The sequence below is a fragment of the Methylobacterium sp. genome, assembly GCF_019750675.1.
Taxonomy (GTDB): Bacteria; Pseudomonadota; Alphaproteobacteria; order Rhizobiales; family Beijerinckiaceae; genus Methylobacterium.
Window position 1 is genome coordinate 1 of record NZ_JAIEOF010000201.1, and the last position, 25,904, is coordinate 25,904.

21 protein-coding genes are annotated in these 25,904 nt (G+C 69.2%); 13 read left to right on the forward strand and 8 right to left on the reverse strand.

Features of this window, described 5'->3' with window-relative positions; translation table 11 throughout:
• The 4 genes from K2X24_RS10635 to K2X24_RS10650 all read right to left on the reverse strand — a co-directional run.
• A partial coding sequence (locus K2X24_RS10635) for an ATP-binding cassette domain-containing protein (protein WP_292497662.1) occupies window positions 1-1,763 on the reverse strand: 1,763 nt, incomplete at its 3' end.
• Between the two features lie 56 nt (window positions 1,764-1,819).
• On the reverse strand, window positions 1,820-2,047 hold the full coding sequence (locus K2X24_RS10640) for a hypothetical protein (RefSeq protein WP_238282214.1): 228 nt from the start codon (window positions 2,045-2,047) through the stop codon (window positions 1,820-1,822).
• A 112-nt stretch (window positions 2,048-2,159) separates the two neighbouring features.
• A complete protein-coding gene (locus K2X24_RS10645; protein WP_238282213.1) occupies window positions 2,160-2,474 on the reverse strand; it encodes a polyhydroxyalkanoic acid system family protein in 315 nt (104 codons plus the stop codon).
• A 137-nt stretch (window positions 2,475-2,611) separates the two neighbouring features.
• Window positions 2,612-2,968 carry a septal ring lytic transglycosylase RlpA family protein gene (locus K2X24_RS10650; protein ID WP_292497667.1) on the reverse strand — a complete coding sequence of 119 codons (357 nt, stop codon included), beginning with the start codon at window positions 2,966-2,968 and terminating at the stop codon, window positions 2,612-2,614.
• 666 nt (window positions 2,969-3,634) lie between these two features.
• Here K2X24_RS10650 and K2X24_RS10655 point away from each other — a divergent pair.
• Entirely contained in the window at window positions 3,635-4,744 is a 1,110-nt protein-coding gene (locus K2X24_RS10655) for a site-specific DNA-methyltransferase (RefSeq protein ID WP_292497669.1), read from the forward strand.
• A 13-nt stretch (window positions 4,745-4,757) separates the two neighbouring features.
• Here K2X24_RS10655 and mutY read toward each other — a convergent pair whose 3' ends face one another.
• Window positions 4,758-6,092, reverse strand: coding sequence for an A/G-specific adenine glycosylase (mutY, locus tag K2X24_RS10660; RefSeq protein WP_292497671.1), 1,335 nt, complete (start codon window positions 6,090-6,092; stop codon window positions 4,758-4,760).
• Between the two features lie 142 nt (window positions 6,093-6,234).
• Between mutY and K2X24_RS10665 the strand changes: the two genes are divergently transcribed.
• The 9 genes from K2X24_RS10665 (at window position 6,235) to K2X24_RS10705 (ending at window position 12,392) form a co-directional block, all read left to right on the forward strand.
• A complete protein-coding gene (locus tag K2X24_RS10665) occupies window positions 6,235-6,720 on the forward strand; it encodes a DciA family protein (RefSeq protein ID WP_238282209.1) in 486 nt (161 codons plus the stop codon).
• A gap of 128 nt (window positions 6,721-6,848) precedes the next feature.
• Window positions 6,849-7,502 (forward strand): thioredoxin domain-containing protein, encoded by a 654-nt coding sequence (locus K2X24_RS10670; protein WP_292497673.1) that lies wholly within the window; start codon window positions 6,849-6,851, stop codon window positions 7,500-7,502.
• A 227-nt stretch (window positions 7,503-7,729) separates the two neighbouring features.
• Complete coding sequence (locus K2X24_RS10675) at window positions 7,730-8,104, forward strand: AtpZ/AtpI family protein (protein WP_292497676.1); 375 nt, start codon at window positions 7,730-7,732, stop codon at window positions 8,102-8,104.
• A gap of 118 nt (window positions 8,105-8,222) precedes the next feature.
• Window positions 8,223-8,978, forward strand: a complete 756-nt coding sequence (locus tag K2X24_RS10680) for a F0F1 ATP synthase subunit A (protein WP_238282203.1) — start codon at window positions 8,223-8,225, stop codon at window positions 8,976-8,978.
• A gap of 108 nt (window positions 8,979-9,086) precedes the next feature.
• Window positions 9,087-9,314: a F0F1 ATP synthase subunit C gene (locus tag K2X24_RS10685; protein WP_018044493.1), complete on the forward strand. Its 228-nt coding sequence runs from the start codon at window positions 9,087-9,089 to the stop codon at window positions 9,312-9,314.
• 111 nt (window positions 9,315-9,425) lie between these two features.
• Window positions 9,426-9,989 (forward strand): F0F1 ATP synthase subunit B', encoded by a 564-nt coding sequence (locus tag K2X24_RS10690; protein WP_292497691.1) that lies wholly within the window; start codon window positions 9,426-9,428, stop codon window positions 9,987-9,989.
• An 87-nt stretch (window positions 9,990-10,076) separates the two neighbouring features.
• Window positions 10,077-10,562, forward strand: a complete 486-nt coding sequence (locus K2X24_RS10695) for an ATP F0F1 synthase subunit B (RefSeq protein WP_292497713.1) — start codon at window positions 10,077-10,079, stop codon at window positions 10,560-10,562.
• A gap of 130 nt (window positions 10,563-10,692) precedes the next feature.
• Window positions 10,693-11,634, forward strand: coding sequence for an ABC transporter ATP-binding protein (locus K2X24_RS10700; protein WP_292497694.1), 942 nt, complete (start codon window positions 10,693-10,695; stop codon window positions 11,632-11,634).
• Window positions 11,631-12,392, forward strand: coding sequence for an ABC transporter permease (locus tag K2X24_RS10705; RefSeq protein ID WP_292497696.1), 762 nt, complete (start codon window positions 11,631-11,633; stop codon window positions 12,390-12,392). Before K2X24_RS10700 ends, K2X24_RS10705 begins: the two co-directional genes overlap by 4 nt.
• A 31-nt stretch (window positions 12,393-12,423) precedes the next feature.
• On the opposite strand, the gene K2X24_RS10710 is transcribed toward K2X24_RS10705, so the two are convergent.
• The gene (locus tag K2X24_RS10710; RefSeq protein ID WP_292497699.1) at window positions 12,424-13,653 is read right to left on the reverse strand and encodes an acyl-CoA dehydrogenase; all 1,230 of its coding nucleotides are present in this window, start codon (window positions 13,651-13,653) and stop codon (window positions 12,424-12,426) included.
• Window positions 13,654-13,800: 147 nt separating this feature from the next.
• On the opposite strand from K2X24_RS10710, the gene K2X24_RS10715 reads away from it, so the two are divergent.
• Window positions 13,801-15,012, forward strand: a complete 1,212-nt coding sequence (locus K2X24_RS10715; RefSeq protein WP_292497702.1) for a CaiB/BaiF CoA-transferase family protein — start codon at window positions 13,801-13,803, stop codon at window positions 15,010-15,012.
• 26 nt (window positions 15,013-15,038) lie between these two features.
• On the opposite strand, the gene K2X24_RS10720 is transcribed toward K2X24_RS10715, so the two are convergent.
• On the reverse strand, window positions 15,039-15,353 hold the full coding sequence (locus tag K2X24_RS10720; RefSeq protein ID WP_292497705.1) for a hypothetical protein: 315 nt from the start codon (window positions 15,351-15,353) through the stop codon (window positions 15,039-15,041).
• Between the two features lie 7 nt (window positions 15,354-15,360).
• Window positions 15,361-17,307: a PAS domain S-box protein gene (locus tag K2X24_RS10725; RefSeq protein WP_292497707.1), complete on the reverse strand. Its 1,947-nt coding sequence runs from the start codon at window positions 17,305-17,307 to the stop codon at window positions 15,361-15,363.
• Window positions 17,308-17,562: 255 nt separating this feature from the next.
• Between K2X24_RS10725 and K2X24_RS10730 the strand changes: the two genes are divergently transcribed.
• Both K2X24_RS10730 and K2X24_RS10735 read left to right on the forward strand, forming a co-directional pair.
• Window positions 17,563-18,030: a PAS domain-containing protein gene (locus K2X24_RS10730; RefSeq protein ID WP_292497709.1), complete on the forward strand. Its 468-nt coding sequence runs from the start codon at window positions 17,563-17,565 to the stop codon at window positions 18,028-18,030.
• 543 nt (window positions 18,031-18,573) lie between these two features.
• The coding region (locus tag K2X24_RS10735) for a peroxidase family protein (protein WP_292497711.1) at window positions 18,574-25,904 on the forward strand (7,331 nt) is incomplete at its 3' end.

The following is a 25,904-nucleotide window of genomic DNA, read 5'->3' on the forward strand; positions in this document are numbered from 1 at the left end:
TCGGCGAGGGCGAGGAGGTCGGAGGCCTTGGCGAAGCGGGCCGGGTCGCGGGCATAGAGGCCCGGATCGGCCAGGACCTCGCGCAGTTTGGCGATGTCGGATTCGAGCTTCTTCATCCGGTCCGGCAGGGTCTTGAGCTCGTGCTGGTCCTTGAAGCCGAGCTTCGGCTTGCCGGCCGGGGACGCGGTCTCGGGCGCCTTCGCGCGGTCCCGGGCATCGGCGCGCGCCTCAGACTTCTCGGCCCGCCCGGCCGCCGCCCGGGCCTGCACGCCCTCCCCGCGCTGGGCGATCATGTCGGTGTAGCCGCCGGCATACTCGACCCAGCGCCCCTCCCCCTCGCTGACCAGAACGCTGCCGACCACCCGGTCGAGGAAGTCGCGGTCGTGGCTCACGAGGATCAGGGTGCCGGAGTAATCCGCCAGCATCTCCTGCAGGAGGTCGAGGGTCTCGAGGTCGAGGTCGTTGGTCGGCTCGTCGAGGACGAGGAGGTTGGCGGGCTGGGCGAGCGCCCGCGCGATAAGCAGGCGGTTGCGCTCGCCGCCCGAGAGCACGCTCACCGGGGTGCGGGCCTGTTCGGGGGCGAACAGGAAGTCCTTGAGGTAGCCGATGACGTGGCGGCTGACGCCGCCGACCATCACCGAATCGCCGCTGCCCCCCGTGAGCACTTCCGTCACCGTCATGCTGGGCTCCAGCACGGCGCGGGCCTGGTCGAGGAGCATCATCTTCAGGTTGGTGCCGAGCGCCACCGTGCCCGAATCCGGGAGCGCCTGACCGGTCAGCAGGTTGATCAGCGTGGTCTTGCCGGCGCCGTTTGCGCCGACGATGCCGAGGCGGTCGCCGCGCATCACCCGCAGCGAGAGGTCGTCGACGATCCGGCGCGGGCCGTAGGCCTTGGCCGCGTGCTTGGCCTCGATCACCAGGGCGCCCGAGCTCTCGGCCTCCGTCGAGGTCATGGTCGCGGTGCCGACGGGGCGGCGGTCGTCGCGGCGCTCCTTGCGCAGGGCGTGCAGGTTGCCGAGGCGGCGCACGTTGCGCTTGCGCCGTGCGGTGACGCCGTAGCGCAGCCAATGCTCCTCGTCGGCAATCTTGCGCTCCAGCTTGTGCCGGTCGCGCTCCTCCTCCTCGAAGAAGGCGTCGCGCCAGGCCTCGAAGGTGGAGAAGCCCTGCTCGATGCGGCGGGTGACGCCGCGGTCGAGCCAGACCGTGGTCTTCGACAGGGCCGAGAGGAAGCGCCGGTCGTGGCTGATCAGCACGAGGGCGCCGCGCACGCTCTTCAGCTCGGATTCGAGCCACTCGATCGCCGGCAGGTCGAGGTGGTTGGTGGGCTCGTCGAGGAGCAGGATGTCGGGCTCGGGCGCCAGGGCCTGGGCGAGCGCCACCCGGCGGCCCTCACCCCCCGACAGGCTCTTGGGGTTTTCCGCGCCGGTGAGCCCGAGGCTCTCCAGGAGGTAGCGGGCGCGGTAGGCGTCGTCGTCGTGGTTGAGGCCGGATTCGACGAAGTCCAGTGTCGTCTCGAAGCCCGAGAAGTCGGGCTCCTGAGCGAGGTAGCGGATCGTGGTGCCGGGCTGGACGAAGCGCACGCCCTTGTCGGGCTCCACGAGCCCGGCGGCGATCTTCATCAGGGTGGACTTGCCCGAGCCGTTGCGACCCACGAGGCAGGTGCGTTCGCCGGGGGAGATCGCGAGTTCGGCGCGCTCGATCAGCGGGGTGCCGCCGAAGGTAAGCGCGACGTCTTGGAGGGTGAGAAGCGGAGGAGCGGCCATGGGGCCGGCTTATGGCAGCGACCGCGCCTCCGAACAAACCCGCATTCGGGCGTCCCTCACATCGTGGGGTTGGCGGGGCCCGTGGGCATCGGATCGGGGGCGATGGCCGGGCCGATATCCGGATCGTTGACCGGGATCTCGGTGGGCGTCACGTCGGGCGCCTCGGTCGGGGTCTTGCCCGGCACGTCCGTCCCCGGGGTATCGGGCCCGGGGGGCGGGGTCTGCGGCGCCTCGTAGGGGGTCTCGGGCACCGGAGCTTCCGGGATGGGGCCGGGGTTCGACATCGCTTGCGCCTCTCGGTTGCCCGGGACCTGAATGCCCCAGGATCGGACCGTGGCAACACCCCGCACCGGAGGCCGGTTCCGGGGTGACGCCATCACGCGGGGCGGCCGGGGCCTACTTCTTGGTGAGCAGGAGGTTTCCCTCCTTGCCGACCCGCTTCTGGATCTGCTGGGCGAACAGGGCGAGGAGCAGCGGCAGGCGCACCTCGACCCGCACGGTCTCGGCCCGGACATCGACCTGGCCGTCCACCTTCTGGCCCATGGCGGCCATCGCGAAATCGAGGCGGTCGTCCGTCCAGGCCATCTTGTCGACGGCGATGCCCGCCTTGGCGAACAGCCCGTCGGCCTGGGTGATGCCATCCGCGATGCGCCGGCGGGCTTCCGCCAGGCCGAGGTCATGCGGAATTTCGACGATCAGGGGCTTGGCCATGGGATTCCGAACTCACGATTCCGCCGGTGAGAATGGGGTCGACCGGTCGTTCGCACAACGCCGACCGGCCGGATTGGCTCACGCGAAATTTCGGCGGTTCACTCCGGCGTGACGATGGCCGATCGGGTCGGCCCGTCTCAGTCGACGACGCGCAGGGACACGTAGGTCGTGCCGCCCATGCCGAGCGCGCGGGCGGAGCCCTTGGCGAGATCGATGATCCGGCCGCGCACGAACGGGCCGCGATCATTGATGCGCACCACCACGGAGCGGCCGTTGCGCTTGTTCTCGACCCGGACCCGGGTGCCGAACGGCAGGCTGCGATGGGCGGCGGTCATCCCGTTCGGATTGAAGCGCTCACCGTTCGCCGTGCGGTGGCCGCTGCCGTACCAGGAGGCCGCGCCGGACTGGGCACTGGCCGGTGAATGGGCGGCGAGGGTGACGACGGTTCCAATGAGGGCAACAGCTCCACGAACAGGCTTGATGGTCATCCGCATTCCCTTGGTTGTTTCGGATGGCCGGCAAAATGAAGCGGATCAGGGCCAAAATGAGACCGGACAAATATGGCAAGAACTGCCTTTTTTAAGGCTATAGGGATTTTTTAATCAGTGGTTGTGCGTGGAGATATTATTCAGGATCTATCTATGAATCCGCCCGTTCGCATCGTTGTTCAGGTGCCGAAAACGCTGTGCGATCGAGCCTTGATCGTGGCTGCGACGCAACGTCGGGGTGCAGGATGGCCCCCTCAGGGATGCGGTCAGCGAAACCCTGCCCTGCGCGAGGCCCGCGGGCTTCGGAAAGGCAAGTTTCTTCTCCGTTCATGCCCTGGAGGTCGGTCGGAGGCCATCCTTGGGGGGCTGATGCGGAACGGCGGGTTGCCGGACACCATCTTTTCGATCTTCAGGTAAGTCTTGCGGCGATCTTTCCGGCGGTGGAGCTATAGCCTCCCTGGGCCCGGTTCATGCCACCCGGCAAAAATTGCAGCCCCAAATCGAGACGCCTTGTCCGCCTCCCGGCAACCCCGCCTTTACGTTAACGGGCCCAAGGTCTGCCGGTCAGTCGCGTAACCGGTGTTTGCCATGGCTTCCCTGCGTACCGCGGTTGCCGACACCGTCGCCCGGAAAAGTGTCTCGCGTGCCGGGCGGCCCGTGTCGGTGCCGCGGATGGGTCTCGTACCCCCCGCGTCCCGTCTTCCCCTCGACGAGATCCTCGTCGGCGACTGCATCGCGGCCATGAACGCCCTGCCGGCGTCCAGCGTCGACTGCGTGTTCGCGGATCCGCCCTACAATCTCCAGCTCGGCGAAGGCTCGCTCCTGCGTCCCGACCAGAGCCGGGTCGACGCGGTGGACGACGCCTGGGACCGGTTCTCGAGCTTTGCCGCCTACGACGCCTTCACCCGCGACTGGCTCGCCGCCGCGCGCCGGGTGATGAAGCCGAACGCCACCCTGTGGGTGATCGGCTCCTACCACAACATCTTCCGGGTCGGCGCCACCCTCCAGGATCTCGGCTACTGGATCCTCAACGACATCGTCTGGCGGAAAGCCAACCCGATGCCGAACTTCCGGGGCAAGCGCTTCACCAACGCCCACGAGACCCTGATCTGGGCCTCGCGCTCGGCGGAGTCGAAGGCCTACACCTTCCACTACGAGGCGCTGAAGGGCGGCAACGACGACGTCCAGATGCGCTCGGACTGGTTCATCCCCCTCTGCACCGGAGACGAGCGCCTGAAGGGGGCCGACGGCCAGAAGGTCCATCCCACCCAGAAGCCGGAGGCGCTGCTCGCACGCACGCTGCTCGCGGCCACCAACCCCGGCGACGTGGTGCTCGACCCGTTCTTCGGCACCGGCACCACCGGCGCCGTCGCCAAGCGCCTGGGACGCCGCTTCATCGGAATCGAGCGCGAGACCGTCTACGCGCAGGCCGCCCGCGCCCGGATCGACGCCGTCGAGCCCCTGTCGCAGGCGGCATTGCTGGTGGCACCGAGCAAGCGCGCGGAGCCCCGCGTCGCCTTCCTCAGCGTGATCGAGGCCGGGCATATCCGCGCGGGCGAGACCCTCACGGACGCGCGCGGCCGCCACAGCGCCATCGTGCGCCCCGACGGCACCCTGATGGCCGGGCCGGCCACGGGCTCGATCCACAAGATCGGGGCCCTGGTGCAGGGGTTTCCCGCCTGCAACGGCTGGGATTTCTGGCATGCGACCCGCAACGGCAAGCCGGTGCTCATCGACGTCTTCCGCGCCAAGATGCGGGCCGCCATGGGCTCCGCCGCCTGAACTGGACGTCCGGTCAACGCGGACGCGTCTTCGGCCTGCCCCGCTTGCGCGCGGCGGGGGGCACCGCCGCCGGTTCCTCGAACACCCCCTCCTCCTCATCCGGCCGCGGCACCGGGATCGCGCGCGGCGCCGGCTTCGGCACGGGGCGGAAGCGCGGCGGCGCGGCCGGCGCTTCCGGGTCCGCCTCGGCGAAGAGTGGCGTGTCCGCGACCGCCCGCATCGCCTTCGGCCGCCCGCGCTTGGCCGGTGGGTCTGGCTTCGGGTCGAAGGCGTGGGCCAGGACCTTCTTCATCACGCCCGGCAGGGGCTCCTCGCCGAGGTCGCGGCGCGGCGTGAAGCGCAGGCCCGCCGGCGCCGCCGTGCTCAGCGCGACCTTGGCCACGAACACCGTCAGTTCCAGCGGGAAGTGGGTGAAGCCGTGGCGCACCAGCCCCGGCAGCCGCTTCCAGCGCGCGTCGAGGGGCGCGTCGAGGAGGGCCTGGGCCGGGTCGTAATCGGGCTCCCAAGCGCTCGTCGGCGGCTCGGCCATGGCGCCGAGCAATCCCTCCGGCGGGCGCGTGCGCAGGAGGATCGCCTCGTCGCCGCTGCGGATCGCCACGAAGGCCGCGCCCCGCCGCAGGATGCCCTTCACCGCCTTGACCTTGCGCGGATAGGTCTCCTGCAGGCCGAGCGCCCGGGCCCGGCAGGGGACCATCCAGGGGCAGAGGGCGCAGGCCGGGCGCTTGGGCGTGCAGATGGTGGCGCCCAGATCCATCACCGCCTGCGCGAAGTCCCCCGGCCGGTCCGCCGGCACCAGATCCTGCGTCACCGCCCGGATCTCGGGGCGCGCCGCCGGCAGCGCCGTCTCGATGGCGAAGAGCCGCGTCATCACCCGCTCGACATTGCCGTCCACCGCCGCCTCCGGCCGGTCGAACGCGATCGCCGCGACGGCGCCCGCCGTGTAGGCGCCGATGCCCGGCAGCTTGCGTAAGGACGCGGCCGTGTCGGGAAACCCGCCGGCCGCCGCCACCGCTCGGGCACAGGCATGCAGGTTGCGAGCGCGCGAATAGTAGCCGAGCCCGGCCCAGGCCGACATCACCGCCTCCTCCGGCGCCGCCGCCAGGGCCTCGACGGTGGGGAAGCGCGCCAGGAACGCGGCGAAGTAGGGTTTGACCGCCGCGATGGTGGTCTGCTGGAGCATCACCTCCGAGAGCCAGACGCGGTACGGGTCGGGCGTTTCCCCCGGCAGCGCCCGCCAGGGCAGGACGCGCCGGTGCCTATCGTACCAGCTCAGGAGATCGGCGGCCGCGGGGTCGGGGGCTGTGGTCTGGGACACGGGCACCGGTGCGCGCTGGGGAGGCTCGTCCATAGCCCTCCGGACCCCGCCGTCAAAGACCCGCCCGAGGATCCGCGACGCCGCTTCGGCTCTCCGGAACCGCGTGCTAACCATTGCGGCGCGATACCGGTGCCCCGGACGCGATCCCGGTCGGCCTTACGGACACACGCAGCGCATGGCCCGTGCCAAACCCCTCGCCGAACTGCTGGAGGAATGCATCGGCCCGGCCTTCGCCGCGCAGGGCTTCGCCTCCACCGACATCCTGGGCGCCTGGCCCGAGATCGTCGGCGAGCGCCTGTCGCGCTACTGCCAGCCCTCGAAGCTCGAGTGGCCGCGCCGGCGCCAGCGCGACGAGGAGGGGCGCTCGGAGCCCGGCACCCTCGTGGTCCGGGTGGAGGGGGTGTTCGCCCTCGAACTCCAGCACCTCGCTCCGGTGGTGATCCAGCGCATCAATGCCCATTACGGCTGGGCCTGCGTGGGCCGGATCGTGCTGCGCCAGGGCCGGGTCGACCGGATCGGGCGCCGGCCCGCGCCTCCGGTGATCGATCCCGTCCGCCGCGGCGAAGTGGCGCTCGCGGTGGGCACGATCGAGCACGACGCCCTTCGCGACGCCCTCGATCGCCTCGGCACCGCCATCGTGGCGACCACACACAAGCGCTAGGCGGGTGGCCGCCGGTCCCGTGAGAACGACCCGCGGCGAAACGACGACCCGCCTTGTCAGGACGCCTGCAGGATTCTACCGCATCGCTCACGAAGACATTTGGTCCGCGAGCGGAGCCCGTCCCGATCATGATCACCCGACGCGACGCCCTGAAAGCCACCGGCCTTGCGGTCGGCGCTGCGATCCTCCTGCCCCGGTTCACCCTGCCGGCCGCGGCCGAGGACGCGAACCTCTCCACCCTGATGGAGCCCGGCCCCCTCGGCGACGTCTGGCTCGGCCCGAAGGACGCCAAGGTCACGATCATCGAGTACGCCTCGATGACCTGCTCGCACTGCGCCGCCTTCCACAAGTTCACCTGGCCGGCCCTGAAGGAGCGCTACATCGACACCAACAAGGTGCGCTTCACCCTGCGCGAGTTCCCCCTCGACCCCCTGGCCACGGCGGCCTTCATGCTGGCGCGCTGCGACGGGGACGCCAAGTACTATCCGATCACCGACCTGCTCTTCGACCAGCAGGCCGCCTGGGCCTACGTGCAGAAGCCGCAATCGCCGGTGGATGCCATGGAGCAGATGCTGCGTCAGGCAGGCTTCTCGAAGGAGAAGTTCGAGGCCTGCCTGAAGGACCAGAAGCTCTACAACGCCGTCAACACGGTGAAGCAGAAGGGCATGGACACCTTCAAGGTCGATTCGACGCCGACGTTCTTCATCAACGGCGAGCGCTTCAAGGGCGAGATGACCATCGAGGGGATGGAGAAGGTGATCAAGCCGATTCTGGGCGCCTGAACCCGTCCGCGTCACGCGGGATCTGGTCCGTCTGGGGCCGTCCCGCCACGGGCATTGCCGAAGACCTGGGGGCGGATCGGGAAAACCTCGATTTTCCCAAGGGTGTCAATATCTTACATCGTGTCGGGGGCGCCTTGACACCCAAGGTAGGCGAAACTATGGTGCGCCCCGCTTGAAGGAGGCGTTCCGGCCGGTTCCCTCCGCTCTCGCCAATGTGAGTTCTCGCCGTGAGCGGCAACGAAACAGGGGACGAAGGCGGGGACGGGCGGAAGAAAGCACTGGACGCGGACCTCTCCCAGAGGCTCAAACGTCTTGAGACGCAGATCGAGCGGAAGCGGCCCAGCGCCCCTCCCGGTCATTCCTCGCGTCCCGGCCAGACGGCCGGGCCTTCTCCTCTCGGCCAAGCGATGCGGCTCTCGACCGAGTTCATCGCGGGCGTCCTGGCCGGGGGCATTCTCGGTTGGATGTTCGATCGGTACCTGGGGACGAAACCCTGGGGTCTGATCGTCCTGCTGATGCTGGGCTTCGCGACCGGCGTCTACAACGTCATGCGCGTCTCGGGAGCACTCTCGAAGGCGCCGGGCAAGGAGCGGGACCCCTGAGGGCTCGCTCCGGGGAAGGCCCCTGCGGCCGGACCTCGATTTCATGCATGCCGCTCCGTGCGGCACCGGTGGTGGCTGGCCGAAAGGCCGGCCGAGATTCAGAAGGGCGGGAGCGGCAATGGCCGTAAAGATGGATCCGATCCACCAGTTCGAGCTCAAGCCGCTGGTCTCCTTCGGTCATATCGGCAACCAGGAGATCGCGTTCACGCAGTCCGCGCTCTACATGTTCGCCGCCGTCGGGATCATCGCGCTGATCACCGTGGTGGCCACCGCCCGCCGCTCGGTGGTGCCGGGCCGCATGCAGTCGATGGCCGAGGTGTTCTACGAGTTCATCGGCTCGACCCTGCGCCAGTCCGCCGGGCACGGCTCCGAGCGGTTCATGCCGCTGATCTTCTCGCTCTTCATGTTCGTGCTCGTGCTGAACATGCTCGGCATGATCCCGTACGCCTTCGCGGTGACCAGCCACATCATCGTCACCTTCGCGCTGGCCTTCCTCGTGATCGGCACCGTGATCGTTTACGGCTTCATGGCCCACGGCACGAAGTTCCTGAAGGTGTTCGTGCCTTCCGGCGTGCCCGGCTGGCTGATGCCGATGATCGTGGCCATCGAGATCGTGTCGTTCATCTCGCGTCCGATCAGCCTCGCGGTCCGTCTCTTCGCCAACGTGCTCGCCGGGCACATCGCCCTCAAGATCTTCGCGGGCTTCGTGCCGGCGCTGCTCGCCGCCGGGGCTTGGGGCGCGATCTCGCCCCTGCCGCTGGCCCTCAGCGTGGCCGTCACGGCCCTCGAATTCCTCGTCGCCGGTCTGCAGGCCTACGTCTTCGCGACGCTCGCCTCGATCTACCTCAGCGACGCCCTGCATCCCGGCCACTAGGCCGGGTCATCCCGGCGCCAGCCGGGAAGCGCCCTTCCGTCCCCGGTCCGCGGTCGCAGGCCGGATTTCTCTCCACGCAACGACGACACGGACACCAGGAGCAATTTGATGGATCCCTTAGCTGCCAAGTACATCGGTGCCGGCCTCGCCTGTCTCGGTATGGCGGGCGCCGCCATCGGCCTCGGCAACCTCTTCGGCCAGTTCTACGCCGGCGCGCTCCGCAACCCGTCGGCCGCCGACGGCCAGCGCGGCAACCTGCTCCTCGGCTTCGCCCTCACGGAAGCGCTCGGCATCTTCTCGCTGCTCGTCGCGCTGCTGCTCCTGTTCGCCGTCTGAGATCGCTGCGCGCTCCCTAGACTTCGAACCCGCTACCGGGCCGGACGCCGCCTCCCCTCCTGGGATGGTCCTCGCGTCCGGTCCTTTCTCCCGATTTGACCGAAGGACGTCATGGCTCAGCCGGCTCATCCGACCGCAACGCATGAAGGCTTCGCCGCGACGCCGGCCGCCGAGCACGGCGGCGGCTTCCCCCCCTTCGAGAGCCACACCTTCGCGTCCCAGCTAATCTGGCTCGCGCTGGCCTTCGGCCTGCTCTACTACCTGATGGACAAGATCGCGCTGCCGCGCATCCAGGGCATCCTGCACGACCGCGCCACGCGCCTGTCGGGTGACCTCGACGAGGCCCAGCGCCTGAAGGCCGAGGCGGACGCCGCCGGCGCGGCCTACGAGAAATCCCTGAGCGACGCCCAGGCCAAGGCCCAGGCCATCGCCCTCGAGACCCGGAACGCCCTCGCCCAGGAAGCCGAGACCCGGCGCAAGGCCCTCGAGGCCGAGCTGAACGCGCGCATCGCCGCCTCCGAGGCCACCCTGCGCACCCGCACCGCCGAGGCCATGGGCAACGTGCGCGGGATCGCCGGCGAAACGGCCTCCGCCATCGTGGAGCGCCTGACCGGCCGGAGCCCCGACGAGGCCGCCCTCGCCAAGGCCCTCGACAGCGTCGCATTCCCGCACTGAGGCGGGACGCCAAACCACATCTGACCGGCAGGAACACCCCACGGGGAAGACCTCGCCGGACACCATCGAGTTGGGACGCCGAGCATGTTGTTGGAAGCCGAATTCTGGGTCGCAGTCGCCTTCGTCCTGTTCATGGCCGTGGTCTGGAAGGTCGGCGGCTTCGATCAGATCATCAAGGGTCTGGACGGCCGCGCCAAGCGCGTGCGCCACGAGCTCGACGAGGCCCGCCGCCTGCGCGAGGAAGCGGCCGGCGTCCTGGCCGACTACAAGAAGCGCCGCACCGAGGCCGAGCGTGAGGCGGAGGCCATCGTGGCCTCGGCCCGCGAGGAGGCCCAGCGCATCGCCGACGAGGGCCATGCCCGCCTGAACGACTTCATCGCCCGCCGCACCAAGTCCGCCGAGACCAAGATCGCGCAGGCCGAGGTCCAGGCCACCGCCCAGGTCCGCGCCGCCGCCGCCGACGCCGCCGTCAAGGTGTCCGAAGTGATCCTGCGCGAGCGCATGCAGGGCGAGGCCGCCGAGGGCCTGGTGCGCCAGAGCCTCGGCGAGGTCCGGACCCGCCTGCGGGCCTGATCGCCCGCGACCGCGACACCGGGGAAGCCGCCGTCAGGCGGCTTTTCTCGTTTTGCGGTCCAGTCCTGCGGCGGCGGCGTGCTATAGCGCCGGCCCGATCGCGCCGGCGCCATGCCGCAGCGGAGCCCCGATGCAGCCGATCATCTCGATCCAGGACCTGTCCAAGGTCTACGCCTCCGGCCTGAAGGCCCTCGACGGCATCGACCTCGACATCCGCGAGGGCGAGATCTTCGCCCTGCTCGGGCCCAACGGCGCCGGCAAGACGACGCTGATCAGCATCGTGTGCGGCATCGTCACGGCGAGCGCGGGCCGCGTCCTGGCGGGGGGGCACGACATCGCCTCCGATTACCGGCGCGCCCGCCGGCTCATCGGGCTGGTGCCGCAGGAACTCACCACCGACGCCTTCGAGACCGTTTGGGCGACGACCAATTTCAGCCGCGGCCTCTACGGCCTCCGGCCCGACCCGGCGCATATCGAGCGGGTGCTGCGCGACCTCTCGCTCTGGGAAAAGCGCGACTCGCGGATGATGACGCTGTCGGGGGGCATGAAGCGGCGGGTGCTGATCGCCAAGGCCCTCGCGCACGAGCCGCGCATCCTGTTCCTCGACGAGCCCACCGCCGGCGTCGACGTGGAACTGCGCCGGGACATGTGGCGCCTGGTGCGCTCGCTGCGCGACACCGGCGTCACCGTCATCCTGACCACCCACTACATCGAGGAGGCCGAGGAGATGGCCGACCGCGTCGGGGTGATCCGCAAGGGCCGCATCATCCTGGTGGAGGAGAAGGCCGAACTGATGCGCAAGCTCGGCAAGAAGCAGATGACCCTGAACCTGCAGGAGCCGCTGGCCGCCCTGCCCGAGGCCCTGGCGCGGCACGACCTCACCCTGAAGCCGGGCGGGCAGGACCTCGTCTACACGTACGATACCAAGACTCCCGACACCGAGGGCGAGCGCACCGGCATCACGGGCCTGCTCGCCGATCTCGCGGCGGCCGGAATCCGCTTCCGCGACATCCAGACCAGCCAATCCTCCCTGGAGGAGATCTTCGTCGACCTCGTGAAGGAACGCGCATGAACTGGTACGCGGTCCGGGCCATCTACGGCTTCGAGATGGCGCGCTTCTGGCGCACGGCTTTGCAGAGCATCGTCGCGCCGGTCATCGCCACCTCGCTCTACTTCGTGGTCTTCGGGGCCGCCATCGGCTCGCGGGTGGCCGCCGTCGACGGCGTCGCCTACGGGGCCTTCATCGTGCCGGGCCTGATGATGCTCTCGCTGCTGACGCAGAGCATCGCCAACGCCTCGTTCGGCATCTACTTCCCGCGCTTTGCCGGCACGATCTACGAGATCCTGTCGGCCCCGGTCTCGCCCCTGGAGATCGTGCTGGGCTATGTCGGGGCGGCGGCCTCGAAATCGATCCTGATCGCGCTGATCATCCTGGCCACCGCCGCCCTGTTCGTGCCCCTGCGCATCGAGCACCCCGTGGCGATGGTGCTGTTCCTGCTCCTCACGGCGGTGACCTTCAGCCTGTTCGGCTTCCTCATCGGCCTCTGGGCCGACGGCTTCGAGCGGTTGCAACTCGTGCCGCTCCTCGTCGTGACGCCGCTGACCTTCCTGGGCGGCAGCTTCTACGCCATCGAGATGCTGCCGCCGTTCTGGCGGGGGGTGAGCCTTGCCAACCCGGTGGTCTACCTCATCAGCGGCTTCCGCTGGGCCTTCTTCGGCACCTCGGATGTCGGCATCGGGGTCAGCGTCGCCATGGCGCTGGTTTTCCTGGTCCTGTGCCTTGCCGGCGTGACCTGGATCTTTCGGACCGGCTACCGGCTGAAGAGCTGAACCCCGCCCGCGTTCGATCCCGCCGGCCCGCTCAGAAGAACGCCTGCAGCCCCGTCTGAGCCCGGCCCAGGATCAGGGCGTGGACGTCGTGCGTGCCCTCGTAGGTGTTCACCGTCTCGAGGTTCTGGGCGTGGCGCATCACGTGGTACTCACCCATGATGCCGTTGCCGCCATGCATGTCGCGGGCGGTGCGGGCGATGTCGAGCGCCTTGCCGCAATTGTTGCGCTTGATCAGCGAGATCATCTCGGGCGCCATCCGGCCCTCGTCGAAGAGGCGCCCGACTCGGAGCGCAGCCTGGAACCCGAGGGCGATCTCGGTCTGCATGTCGGCGAGCTTGCGCTGCACGAGCTGGGTCTGAGCCAGCGGCCGGCCGAACTGCCGGCGCTCCAGGGTGTAGGCCCGCGCCCGGTGCCAGCAATCCTCGGCCGCCCCCATGGCGCCCCAGGCGATGCCGTAGCGCGCCCGGTTGAGGCACCCGAACGGGCCCTTCAGGCCCGAGACGTTGGGCAGGAGCGCATCTTCGCCGACCTCCACGTCATCCATCACGATCTCCCCCGTGGTGGAGGCGCGCAGGGAGAGCTTGCCCTTGAGGGTCGGCGCCGAGAGGCCCTTCAGGCCCTTCTCCAGGATGAAGCCGCGGATCGCGCCCTCGTGCGCCTCGGATTTCGCCCAGACTACGAAGACGTCGGCGAAGGGCGCGTTCGAGATCCACATCTTGGCCCCCGAGATCCGGTAGCCGCCGTCGATCTTCACCGCCTTGGTCTTCATGCCGGCCGGGTCCGAGCCGGCATCGGGCTCGGTCAGACCGAAGCATCCGATCCATGCGCCGGAAGCGAGCTTGGGCAGGAACTTGCGGCGCTGCTCCTCCGAACCGTAGGCGTGGATCGGGTACATCACGAGGGAGGATTGCACGCTCATCATCGAGCGGTAGCCGGAATCCACCGCCTCGACGGCGCGCGCCACGAGGCCGTAGGCGACGTAGCTCGCATCCGCGCCGCCGTATTCCTCCGGCAGCGTCACCCCGAGGAGGCCGCGTTCCCCCATCCGGGCGAAGAGCTCGGGGTTGGGGGTCTCGTGCGCGTAGGCCTCGACGATGCCGGGCAGGAGTTCCTCCTGCGCGAAGGCCGTGGCGGCCTCGTGGATCGCGCGCTCGTCCTCGGTGAGCTGGTCGTTCAGCAGGAACGGATCGTCCCAGGCGAAGCTGGCGGAAGCGGGGGCGGTGGGCGCAGCGGAGCCGGGCGGGCGCGTGGGGGCGTTCATGGGGGGTCCTCGGCGGTTCTTCGTGTTCCGGCGATCCTATCAGTCCGCGCCGGAGAGGCCACCCGCGCGGGTGCAGGATCGGAACGGGCGGAATCCTGTTAGACAGGCCCGGCGCGAAGGGACGGCACGGGGAGCGGAGAAACTGACATGGGCGAGACGACGGCGCACGACGGTTCGACCTCCACGCCTCCCGACCTGCCGCTCGCCGGCATCCGCGTGCTCGATCTCTCGCGCGTGCTCGCCGGTCCCTGGTGCGCCATGTGCCTGGGCGACCTCGGCGCCGAGGTGATCAAGGTCGAGCATCCCGAGCGGGGCGACGACACCCGCGACTGGGGCCTGCGGACGGGCGACACCAACACCTCGTACTTCGACAGCGCCAACCGCAACAAGCGCTCGATCACCCTCGACCTCGCCAGCCCGGAGGGCCTCGCCACGGCCCGCGCCCTGGCCCGGACCTGCGACGTCGTGGTGCAGAACTTCAAGACCGGGGGCGCCGACCGCCTCGGCCTCGGCTACGCGACCCTGAGCGCCGAGAACCCGCGCCTGATCTACTGCTCGATCTCGGGCTACGCCTCGAACGGGCCGGAGGCGGCCCGCCCCGGCTACGACATCGTGGTGCAGGGCGAGGCCGGGCTGATGGCGCTGAACGGCGAGGCCGAGCGCCCGCCCCTCAAGTTCGGCCTCGCGGCGGTCGACCTCTTCACCGGGCAATACGCGGCGCAAGGGGTGCTCGCCGCCCTGTTCCAGCGCGAGCGCACGGGGCGCGGCCGCCACATCGAGCTCGCCCTGTTCGATTCCGGCGTGGCGCTCACCGCCTATTGCGGCCTGGAGGCGATGGTGCGCGGGCACGACCCCGTCCGCGCCGGCAACGCCCATCCGTCCATCGCGCCCTACGGCGTGTTCGAGACCGGGGATGGTCCGATCGTGCTGGCGGTGGGCAACAACGGCCAGTACCGCCGCCTCTGCGAGCAGGTGCTGGGGCGCCCCGACCTCGCCGTGGACCCGCGTTTCGCCACCAACCTGGAGCGCTCGCGCAACCGCGCCGCGTTCCTGCCCGTGATCGAGGCCGAACTCGCCCGCTGGACCCGCGCCGACCTCCTCGCCCGCCTCGACGCGGCCGGCATCCCCTGCGGCGAGGTGCTGGGCCTGCACGCGGCCCTGACCTCCGAGCGTGCTCGCGCCGGCCACCTCGTGCTGCCCGGGACCGAGGCCGCCGGCCACGTCCTCGCCCCGCCCTATCGCATCGACGGCACGCGCCTGCCCGTCCGCCGCATGCCGCCGGCCCTCGGGGCCTCGAGCGCGGAGATCCGCGCGGAACTCGACTCGACCGCCGGGCCGGAAGACCGGCCGGACCGCTGACCACCGTAGCGGCGGCGCGGCGCGCTTCAGGCCCTTCCCCCGCCTTGCGGGTCGTAGAGAGCCGCGTAATCCATCACCGCGAGCGCGAGCCGCATCATGTTTTCCGCAGCCTCCTGAAGGCGGGCGACCATCGGGTCTCCGGCCGGCAGCTCGGCGGTAAGCAGGGACAAAGCCTCCTGCAAGCCTTCCACCGAGCGCAGGATCGATTCCGAGAGGCAGGCGATCTGACCCTGACGCGAGCCGAGATCCCCTCCGGCACGGATGTCACGCTCGAGTTGAGCCTCCAGGCGACGGATGCCGTCGGAGGACAGGTCGACGGGCAGGATGAGCAACTCGGTCATCCCCGCCTCACGCCGCACGGATCTTGGCGAGGAAGCGGGAAACCTCCCCGTCGAGATGCTCGGATTGCCGCGACAGGTCGGAGGCCGCGGTCAGGACCTGGCTCGCCGCGGCACCCGTCTCCTCGGAGGCCCGGGCCACGCCGGTGATGTTGCTCGTCACCTCGCCGGTGCCCGCGGCGGCCTCGCTGACGTTGCGCACGATCTCCTGCGTGGCCGCGCCCTGCTGTTGCACGGCCGCCGCGATGGACCCGGCGACGCCGTTGATCTCCGCGATGCGCCGACGGATGCCGTCGATGGCGCTGACGGCGCCGCCGGTCGCCCCCTGGATGCGGCTGATCTGCCCGGTGATCTCCTCGGTCGCCCGCGCCGTCTGGGTGGCGAGTTCCTTGACCTCGGCCGCGACCACGGCGAAACCGCGCCCTGCCTCGCCGGCGCGCGCGGCCTCGATGGTGGCGTTGAGCGCCAGAAGATTGGTCTGGCTCGCGATGGCCGAGATCATGGCGACCACGTCGCCGATCCGGCGGACCGCCTCGCTCAGTTCCTGGACCAGGAGCGCGGTCTGCTCCGCCTCGGTCACGGCCTGGCCCGCGAGGTCCTCGGAGCCGGCGACCTGCCGGCCGATCTCGTTCACGGAGGCGCCGAGTTCCTCGGCGGCCGCCGCGACCGTGTTGACGTTGGCCGCTGCCTGGCTCGCCGCCGCCGCGACGGTGGTCGATTGGCGCGCGGTCTCGGTGGCGATGCCCGACATGCTGGTGGCGGTCGCCTGCAGTTCGGTCGCCGCGGAGGCGACGGAGGCGAGCACGCCCCCGACCGTTTGCTCGAAGGCATCGGCCAGTTGCACGCGCTCGGCCTTGTGGCGGGCCTCCGCCTCGATCCGCTCCCGCGCTGACGCCTCCTCCATTCGGCGGACCTGCTCGCGCTGCTCGACCTGGGCCGTCACGTCGATGGCGAACTTGGTGACCTGGACGGGGCGGCCATCGGCATCGAGCACGGGGTTGTAGCTGGCCTCGATCCAGACCTCGCGTCCGCCCTTGCCGATGCGCCGGAACTGGCCAGCCTGGTACTCGCCGCGGCGCAGCGCGTCCCAGAAGCGGGCGTACTCGGCGCTGGCGCGATGCTCGGCGTCGACGAACATGCCGTGATGCTGCCCGACGACCTCCGCGGCCGTGTAGCCGACGGCGGACAGGAAATTGGCGTTCGCTTCCAGCACTCGCCCGTCGAGGTCGAAGCTGATCACGGCCTGGGACCTGCGGATGGCATCGACCTGCCCGCGGAGCGCGTTGGTTTCCACCATCTGCGCCGTGATGTCGGTGGCGTACTTCACCACCCGCGTGACGACGCCGGCACCATCCCGGATCGGGTTGTACGAGCCCTTGATCCAGACCGTCTTGCCGCTCTTGGCGACCCGCTTGAACTCGGCGACCTCCGGCCGACCCGCCCGCAGCCCGTTCCAGAACGCGGAATAGGCGCGGCTGTCCCGATGGGCCGCCTCCACGAAGAGGCCGTGGTGGCGGCCGAGGATCTCGTCCAGGGTGTAGCCCATGACCTCGAGGAAGGCCGCGTTGGCCGAGAGGATCGTACCGTTCGGCGCGAACTCGATGACGGCCTGGGATGCCTCGACGGCTGCGAGCCGGCGCGCCTGGTCCTCGCGCTCGAGCCGGCCGGTCGCGTCGATCCACCCGAGTGCGTACCCCGTCACGCTGGCGCCTTCGGTCACCGGCGTGACGGCCACGTCGTAGTGGCGGCCGTCGAGGCGAACCAGGGTTTCGTGCCGGCCCCGCAACCCCGGCGGAACGAGGGGCTGGCCCATCACGTCGCGGCAGAGGTCGTCGAGGCGGGATCCCGTGAGGCCGATCCTGCCCCGACCGAGCAGGTCGTTCATGCTCGGGTTCATGGTCGTCACGACCGAATGCACGTCGACCCCAAGAACCGGCAGGCGCAGGCTCTCGAGCATCGCGGTATTGAATCTCGCTTTACGTGACCGGCCCCTGAAATCGAACATCGAAAACTCCCGCGGAAACGATGATGGAAATGCTCAGTTCTTGGCGGTGACCGCCCCTGAATCTTCCATCATTGTGGAGCGCTGGTGTTTGACGAGTTCTGAATTAAATCACGCACGCGGCATCCAAAACATGTCTTTCCGGCGATAAGAATCCTTAACGAAGTCTGTTTTACGATTTCGCATGAAAGTCGTGGAAGAAAAACTGTCATGAACATCGTGGATCTCGTGAGAATGCTCGCCGAGCCCCTGGACGTCGCGGTCGTGCTCACGGACATCGATCTGGAGCGTCCGGGACCGACCGTGCTCTATGCCAACCCGGCCTTCGCGCGCTTGAGCGGGTACGGGATCGCGGAGGTCGTCGGAGGCTCTCCGCGCCTGCTGCAGGGGGCGGGGACGAACCGGGAGGCGACGCGCCACCTGCCCCGGATGCTGAGGGCGGAAGGCCGATTCCTCGGTTGCCTGCAGAACTACCGAAAGGAGGGGGACGCCTACCTGTGCGAGCTCGACGTGCGCCCGATCCTGGGGCGTGACGGCTCAGCCCAAGCCTTCATCGCCTTCGAGCGCGAGGTCGTGCGCAGACGTGGCCGGCCCGCCGGCGCCGGGACCAAGCGATACCGTGCCGCCGGGAACGCGGTGACGCCGATGCTGGCCGGGACCATCCCGGTATTCGCCTGAACGACCGGCGCATCCGCGGGCGCGGACCCCTCCGGAGCGCGGCACCGGGTGCCCGGACAGGAGCGACCGCTCCGAGCGGGAAGGACCCGATGCTGCCTGCCCGTCTGTCAGCCCCGAGCCGGAGGTGAGGGAAAAACCTTCACCGGTGGGTTTTTCCTGATGGGTTAAGGAATTTTTCACACTCGCAATTTTTCGCGTCCGTGCGAGGTTCGGCGCAAGGGCAACAGCCCCCGGATGAAGGCAACCGCTACCCTCTTCGACTTCGCGGGGTACGTTCGATGCGCGACAATCCAGGTCTAACGATAGTTCGTCACGCATATCCAAGACGCTTGCCGCCCTGGCCGGGCACCGCGCGCCCCTGACGGGCACGGGCACGGGCACGGACTCGGCCTAAGATCGCCGAAGCCCCCTTCCCCGCAATCCCAGCTTCCTGAACCGACGTCGCCCGAACAGGCGCGAGCCGACGTGCGGCCATTCCATTCGCAATCCGGGGCAGCGGCCGACGCTCGTCCCATCGATGACTCATGAGCCGAGGAGACCGCCATGTCCGTCACGTTCACGGTCGACACCAACGACCTCCGTCACATCCTGGCGCAGATTCGCATCGCCGAGGAATTTTCCGCGCCCGGCAACACGCGCACCCTCCAGGAGATCATCGGTCCGGACGCGGCCCTGCTTCCCTACGGCCTGCGCGCCGTCGACGGGAGCAACAACAATCTCCTGCCGGGACAGAGCCTTCTCGGGGCAGCCGACCAGCCGTTCCCGCGCCTTCTGTCGGCCCAATACACCACCGGCACGGGCCGGTTCGACGTCAACGGATCAGCCCCCGGCGGCGTCGTCACCAACAACGACTACAGCACCTCCGGCACGGTGGTGGACACCAGCATCCGGACGGCCAGCAACCTCATCGCCGACATGAGCCCGCACAACCCGGCCGCGGTCGCGGCCTGGTTTTCCAATCCCATCGCCCAAGCCGCCTATGCGGCGGCCCACAATGGCGAGGCGCCCCCGGCGGACTACGTCCCCACCGCGACCGAGATCGCCTTCATCCCGAACCAGTCGCCCGACATCGGCCTGTCGCCGCCCTTCAACGGCTGGATGACCCTGTTCGGGCAGTTCTTCGACCACGGGCTCGATCTCGTCACCAAGGGGGGCAACGGCTCGGTCATCGTTCCGCTGATGCCCGACGATCCGCTGATCGCCGGCGGCGACGGGGTGCTCGGTACCACCGACGACCTGCCGGAGGCCCAGCGCTTCATGGTCCTGACCCGCGCCACGCCCGTCACGGGACCGGGCGCCGACGGCGTGCTCGGCACGGCGGACGACATTCGCACCGCGGTCAACACCACGACGCCGTGGATCGACCAGAACCAGACCTACACCTCCCACCCCTCGCACCAGGTCTTCCTGCGCGAGTACGTCCGGGTCGACGTGACCCCGGGCGACGGCATCGCCAATCCGGTCACGCTCGCGACCGGAAACCTGCTCAACGGCGGGCTGGACGGCAAGGCCATCGCGAACTGGGCCGAGGTGAAGGCCCAGGCGAAGGCGATGCTGGGCATCGAACTCGTGGATACGGACATCCACAACGTGCCGGTCCTGATGACGGACCCCTACGGGCGCTTCATCCCGGGGCCGAACGGCTATGCGCAGCTGCTGATGCAGCCCGACACGGAGCACGCCACCACCTGGTTCAAGGAGGGAACGGCAGAGGGTATCCGCACGGTCGGCGCGGTCAAGACGGGACACGCCTTCCTCGACGACATCGCCCATACCGCCGACCCCATCGTGCAGGGTCAGGCCGTGGCCGCCGACGCCGACGCCCTCATCGGCAATCCGATCGCCAGCAATCCGCAGACCGGGGCCAACCTCGCCTACGACAACGAACTCCTCGACCGTCACTTCATCACGGGCGACGGGCGCGGCAACGAAAACATCGGCCTCACCGCCGTCCACACCATCTTCCACTCGGAGCACAACCGCCTCGTCGAGGCCAACAAGCAGACCATCCTGGCCTCGGGCGATCTCGCCTTCATCAACGAATGGCTCAGGGTCGACCTGACCACCTTGCCGACCACCGCGGCCGAGGTCGCCGCGCTGCAGTGGGACGGCGAGCGCCTGTTCCAGGCCGCCAAGTTCGTCACCGAGATGCAGTACCAGCACCTCGTGTTCGAGGAGTTCGCCCGGACTGTCCAGCCGAACGTCGACCCCTTCGTGTTCACGAATAGCGCCGACCTCAACCCGGCCATCACCGCCGAGTTCGCGCACGTCGTCTACCGTTTCGGGCACTCGATGCTCGGGGACACCGTCGACCGCCTCGGCTTCGACATGCAGTCGGTCGACGCCGACCCGAGCGTCGCCGGAACGCAGGAGCTCGGCCTGATCGAGGCGTTCCTCAATCCCCTCGCCTTCACGGCGAGCGGCGTCGACACGGAAGCGGCGGCCGGCGCCATCATCCGGGGCATGACCCGGCAGATCGGCAACGAGATCGACGAGTTCGTGGTCGACGCCCTGCGCAACAACCTTCTCGGGCTCCCGCTCGACCTGGCGACGCTCAACATCGCGCGCTCACGGGAACAGGGCGTGCCGTCGCTCAACGAGGCCCGCGCGGAATTTTACGCGATGACCGCCGACGCCAAGCTCAAGCCCTATGAGAGCTGGGCCGACTTCGCGCAGAACATCAAGAACCCGGCCTCGGTGATCAACTTCATCGCGGCCTACGGCGATCACGAGATCATCGCGCAGGAGAGCACCCTCGCGGGCAAGCGCGCCGCGGCGACCGCCCTGGTGCTCGGCATCCCGGTCGACGTGCCGGACGACCCGTCGAGCCTGGTACCCGACGCGCACACCATCGTGCCGCCCACGGATCGGCTCGATTTCCTCACCGGCAGGGGCCAATGGAACGCCGCGACTTCCGGCCTGAACGACGTCGATTTCTGGATCGGCGGCCTCGCCGAGGAGAAAATGGAATTCGGCGGGATGCTGGGCAACACCTTCAACTTCGTCTTCGAGACGCAGATGGAGAACCTCCAGAACGGCGACCGCTTCTACTACCTCAGCCGTACGCAGGGCATGAACCTGCTCAACGAGCTCGAAGCCAACACCTTCTCGGCCCTGGTCCAGCGCAACACCGATCTGGGCGACGAGGGCTCCTCGCACCTCAACGGGGCGCTCTTCGGCCGCGCCGACCACATCCTCGAACTCAACCAGGGCAAGCAGCTTGAGGACGACCCGACGCAGGACGACCTGCTGCTGCAGATCCTGGACCCGAAGGTGGTTCGCGCCGCGCCGGGGGCGGACGTCGACGGCGACGGGCGTGCGGACGGCGGGATGCTGAAGTTCAGCGGCGGCGAGCACGTCGTCCTCGGCGGAACTGAGGGCAACGACCGCCTGATCGGCGACAAGGGCATCGACACCCTCTGGGGCGACGGCGGCAACGACTATCTCAACGGCGGCATGGAATCCGACCAGATCTTCGGCGGCGACGGCGACGACGTCATCGAGGACCCCTTCGGCGACGAGTTCATCCGCGGCGGCGAGGGCAACGACGCCATCTCGGGCGGCCCGGGCCTCGACATCCTGTTCGGCGGCGGCGGCAAGGACTTCGTCACGCACTCGACCGATCCGGTCGAGGTCTTCGCCGGGCGCGGCGACGATTTCGTCCTCGGCGGGAGTGCCGGCGACACCCTGATGGGCAACGAGGGCAACGACTGGATCGAGGGCGGCGAGGGCTTCGACGGTCTCGCCGGCGAGAATTCGCAGCTGTTCTTCAACAGCATGATCATCGGCCACGACGTCCTCAACGGACAGGGCAACGACACCGACTACGACGGCGAGTCCGGTGACGACATCATGGTCCAGGGCCCCGGCATCCAGCGCAACAACGGCATGCTCGGGTTCGACTGGTCGATCCAGAAAGGCGACCCGAACAACGGTCTCATCGACCTCGGCATCTCCCAGTTCGTCACCCAGCAGGCGCTCATCCTGCGCGACCGCAACGACTCGGTCGAGGCGGCCTCGGGCTGGAAGCACGACGACACGCTGATCGGGACCGAACGCCCAACGGGCGCGAACGGCCCCGGCTTGGCCGGCATCGTCAACGGCCCGGCGACCGACAGCATGCTGCTGTCCCAGAACGTCGCCCTGATCGACGGCTTCGAGGCGCTGCTCAAGCTGACGCCCGGCGCGGTCCGCGGTCAGACGGCCGGAGGCGACGCCACCCCCTTCGCCAGCCTCGCGCCCGACACCACGGTGTTCGACCCGCAGAACGGCGGCAACATCCTGCTCGGCGGCGCCGGCAGCGACACGTTCGACGCCAAGGCCGGCAACGACATCCTGGACGGCGACCGCTGGCTCAACGTGCGGATCAGCATCCGGGACGCCGCCGGCACCGAGGTGGCCACCGCCGACAGCCTCGCGGGCCAGATGTTCACCACCCCGGCCGGGCTCGCGAGCGGCACCGGACCGCTCTACCTCGGCGGGATGAGCCTGCAGACGGCGCTGATGTCCCGGGCGGTCAACCCGGGCCAGCTCAACATCGTCCGCGAGATCGTCGACGCCGGACAAGGTGCCGACGTCGACACCGCGATCTTCTCTGACGTGCGGGCGAACTACACCATCACCAACCTCGGCGACGACAGCTTCCAGGTCAGCCACACCGGCTTCGTCGTCACCCCGACCCTGAAGCTGTCGGACGGCATCGATACGCTCCACAACATCGAGCGCGCCCAGTTCGCGGACGGGGCCGTGTTCCTCACCAACGTGCCGGCGACCGGTGCGCCGACCATCGACGACACCACGCCGACCGAACTGGCGGCGATCCGGGCGAACGTCGCCGGCATCGCCGACCTGAACGGCCTGCCCACGACCTTCGCCTTCCAATGGCAATCCCTGCCGTCCACCGGGACCTGGACCGACATCACCGGCGCGACCGGCCAGACCTTCACGCCGCAGCAAGCGCAGGTCGGGCTCCAGGTCCGTGTCGCGGTGAGCTTCACCGACCAGGGCGGCTATGCCGAGCGCGTCTTCTCGGCGCCGACCGAGGTGGTCGGTGACAACATCGTCGACACCGGCGTCGGCAACACGATTAACGGCACGGCCGGCGCCGACCGGATCCTCGCCAACGGCGGCAACGACACGGTGAATGCCGGGGCCGGTGACGATTTCGTCGACGGCGGTGCCGGCGCCGACACCATCAACGGGGCGGCGGGCAACGACACCATCCAGGGCGGGACCGGCAACGACACCATCGATGCCGGCGCGGGCGACGACGTCGTGACCTGGAACGGTGGCGCCGTACTCGGCCCGATCACCCTCGTGGGCAACGACGGGCGCGACGTGGTGAGGGGCGGGACCGAGGCCACCGTGGGAGACACCCTCGTGGTCAACGGCACGCTCGGTCTTGCCGAGACCTTCCGGGTCTACACGGTCGCCGCCTGGGGGCAGGTCGCCGGCAACAACGTCGCCACGCTGAGCCCCGGCACCGAGATCGTCATCACCCGCACCACGGGCGCCGTCACCACCGTCGTCGCCGAGCTGCAGGAGATCGAGGAGATCCGGATCGGGACCGCCGCGGTCTCGGTGCCGAACCCGCCGACCAATGCGGGGGCGGGCGACAGCGTCTTCCTGATCGGCAACTTCGCCACGACGAGCCTGAACCTCAACACCGTGACCATCGACGGCACCGAGGGGAACGACACCGTCGACATCTCCGGGCTGACTTCGGCCCACCGGATCGTGTTCCGGTCCAGCGGCGGCACCGACACCATCGTGGGAACGCTGCGTCCGCAGGACGTCATCGAGCTGGCCCCCGGCACCACTCGGGCGGACTACGCCGAGACCCAGGCCAACGGCATGACGACCCTGAGCCACGGCTCCCACAGCATCACCTTCGCGAGTTCGGGCACGCCCACCTTCGGGACCGGCCCGGGCAACGGCGGGAACCCGCCGGACGCAGGCACCGGAAACGGAGGCCCCGGGAACGGGGGCGGCGGTGCGGGCGGCAGCTTCATGCTCACCGACGCGGATCTTGCCGGGATCAAGGCCCTCGTCACCGGGCAGCCCATCGCCGGGGGCGACGACGACGCCATGGGCGCGGCCGGCGTGCGCCACCTCTCGGGGGCCGGCAACAACCTGACGCATCCGGAATTCGGATCCGCCGACCAGCCCTTCATCCGACTGACCGACGCCCATTACGGCGCCTTCGACCCGGCCATCGGCAACAACGCCCTGAATCCGCTCTTCAACGGCCTCGATCCGCGCGCCATCAGCAACACGCTGGGAACCCAGGAAGCCGACCTGCCGCATCAGGCCAACGGCACCAACATCGCCTTCATGGCGTTCGGCCAGTACTTCGACCACGGGCTCGATTTCCTGCCGAAGACCTCCGCCAACGGGACCGTCGAGATCGGCGGCCCGGGCTCGGTGCGCAGCCCGACGAGCGACAACCCCGTCGACCTCACCCGGGGCGCGGTGGCCTCCATCGACGCGAACGGCGTGCCGCAGCATCTCAACAAGACGTCACCGTTCGTCGACCAGAACCAGGCCTATGGCTCGCACGAACTCGTCGGGCAATTCCTGCGCGAGAGCGACGGCCACGGGGGCGTGGGCGCGCACCTGCTGGCCGGACTGCCGGACCCGTCGAATCCCGCCTTCAACCTGCTGCCGACCCTGCGTGCCCTGATCCAGCACCATTGGGACGCCAACACGGTCTTCCACGACCCCTCTCTGCCCGGCGGGTCGATGAGCTTCCGGGAATACTACGCGAACTTCGCCGTCCCGGATCACGCGCCGGGCGCCCTGATCGATCCGGTCACGGGCGCGTTCGACCCCGGCATCGTCAGCGCCATGGCGGCCGACTTCATGGGCAGCGGGAATGCCCTGCTCCTCGACACGAACCCCTTCGTGAGCCTCCTCGACCACTTCGTGGCCGGCGACGGACGGGCGAACGAGAACGTCTCCCTGACGGCCATGCACACGATCTGGGCACGCAACCACAACTTCCACGTCGACAACCTGGTGGCGTCCGGCTTCCAGGGAACGCCCGAGGAGGTGTTCCAGGCCGCCAAGATGCTCAACGAGGCCGAATACCAGCGCGTCGTCTTCACCGAGTTCGCCGACCATCTCATCGGCGGCATCAAGGGGGGCGGCTCGCATGGCTTCCACGGCTACGACCCGAGCGTGGATGCCCGCATCTCCGAGGAATTCGCGTCCGCGGTCTATCGCGTCGGGCATTCCCTGATCAGCGAGACCCTGACGGTGCTCGGAGCGGACGGACAGCCGCGCCAGGTGCAGCTCGTCGACGCCTTCCTGAACCCGACGAACGACGCGGGCGCCTTCACCGCTCCCCTCCCTCCCGGCTACGTGCCGCAGCCGGGCTACGCCCAGCTCGGGGCCAACGCCATCCTGGCCGGGATCGCGACGCAAGCTGCCGAGGAGGTCGACTTCAACATCGTCGACGCGGTGCGCAACGACCTGGTGCGGATCAACGCCGACCTCTTCGCCTTCAACGTGGCCCGCGGCCGGGATGTCGGGCTCGGCACGCTCAACCAGGTCCGCGCCGACCTGAAGGCGTCGTCCGATCCCTACGTCCACCAGGCGGTGGGCTTCGCGGGTGACTTGAGCCCCTATGCGTCCTGGGCGGATTTCCAGGCCCGGAACGGATTGAGCGACACCGTCATCGCCCAGTTCAAGGCGGCCTACCCGGATCTCGTCCTCACGACGGCCGAGGAGCGGGCGGCTTTCGTGGCCGCCAATCCGGACATCGTGCTCCGGGACGGTGCCGACGGGACCAAGATCGTGTCGGGCATCGACCGCGTCGACCTCTGGGTCGGCGGCTTGGCCGAGAAGCACATCAACAACGGCGTCGTCGGGCA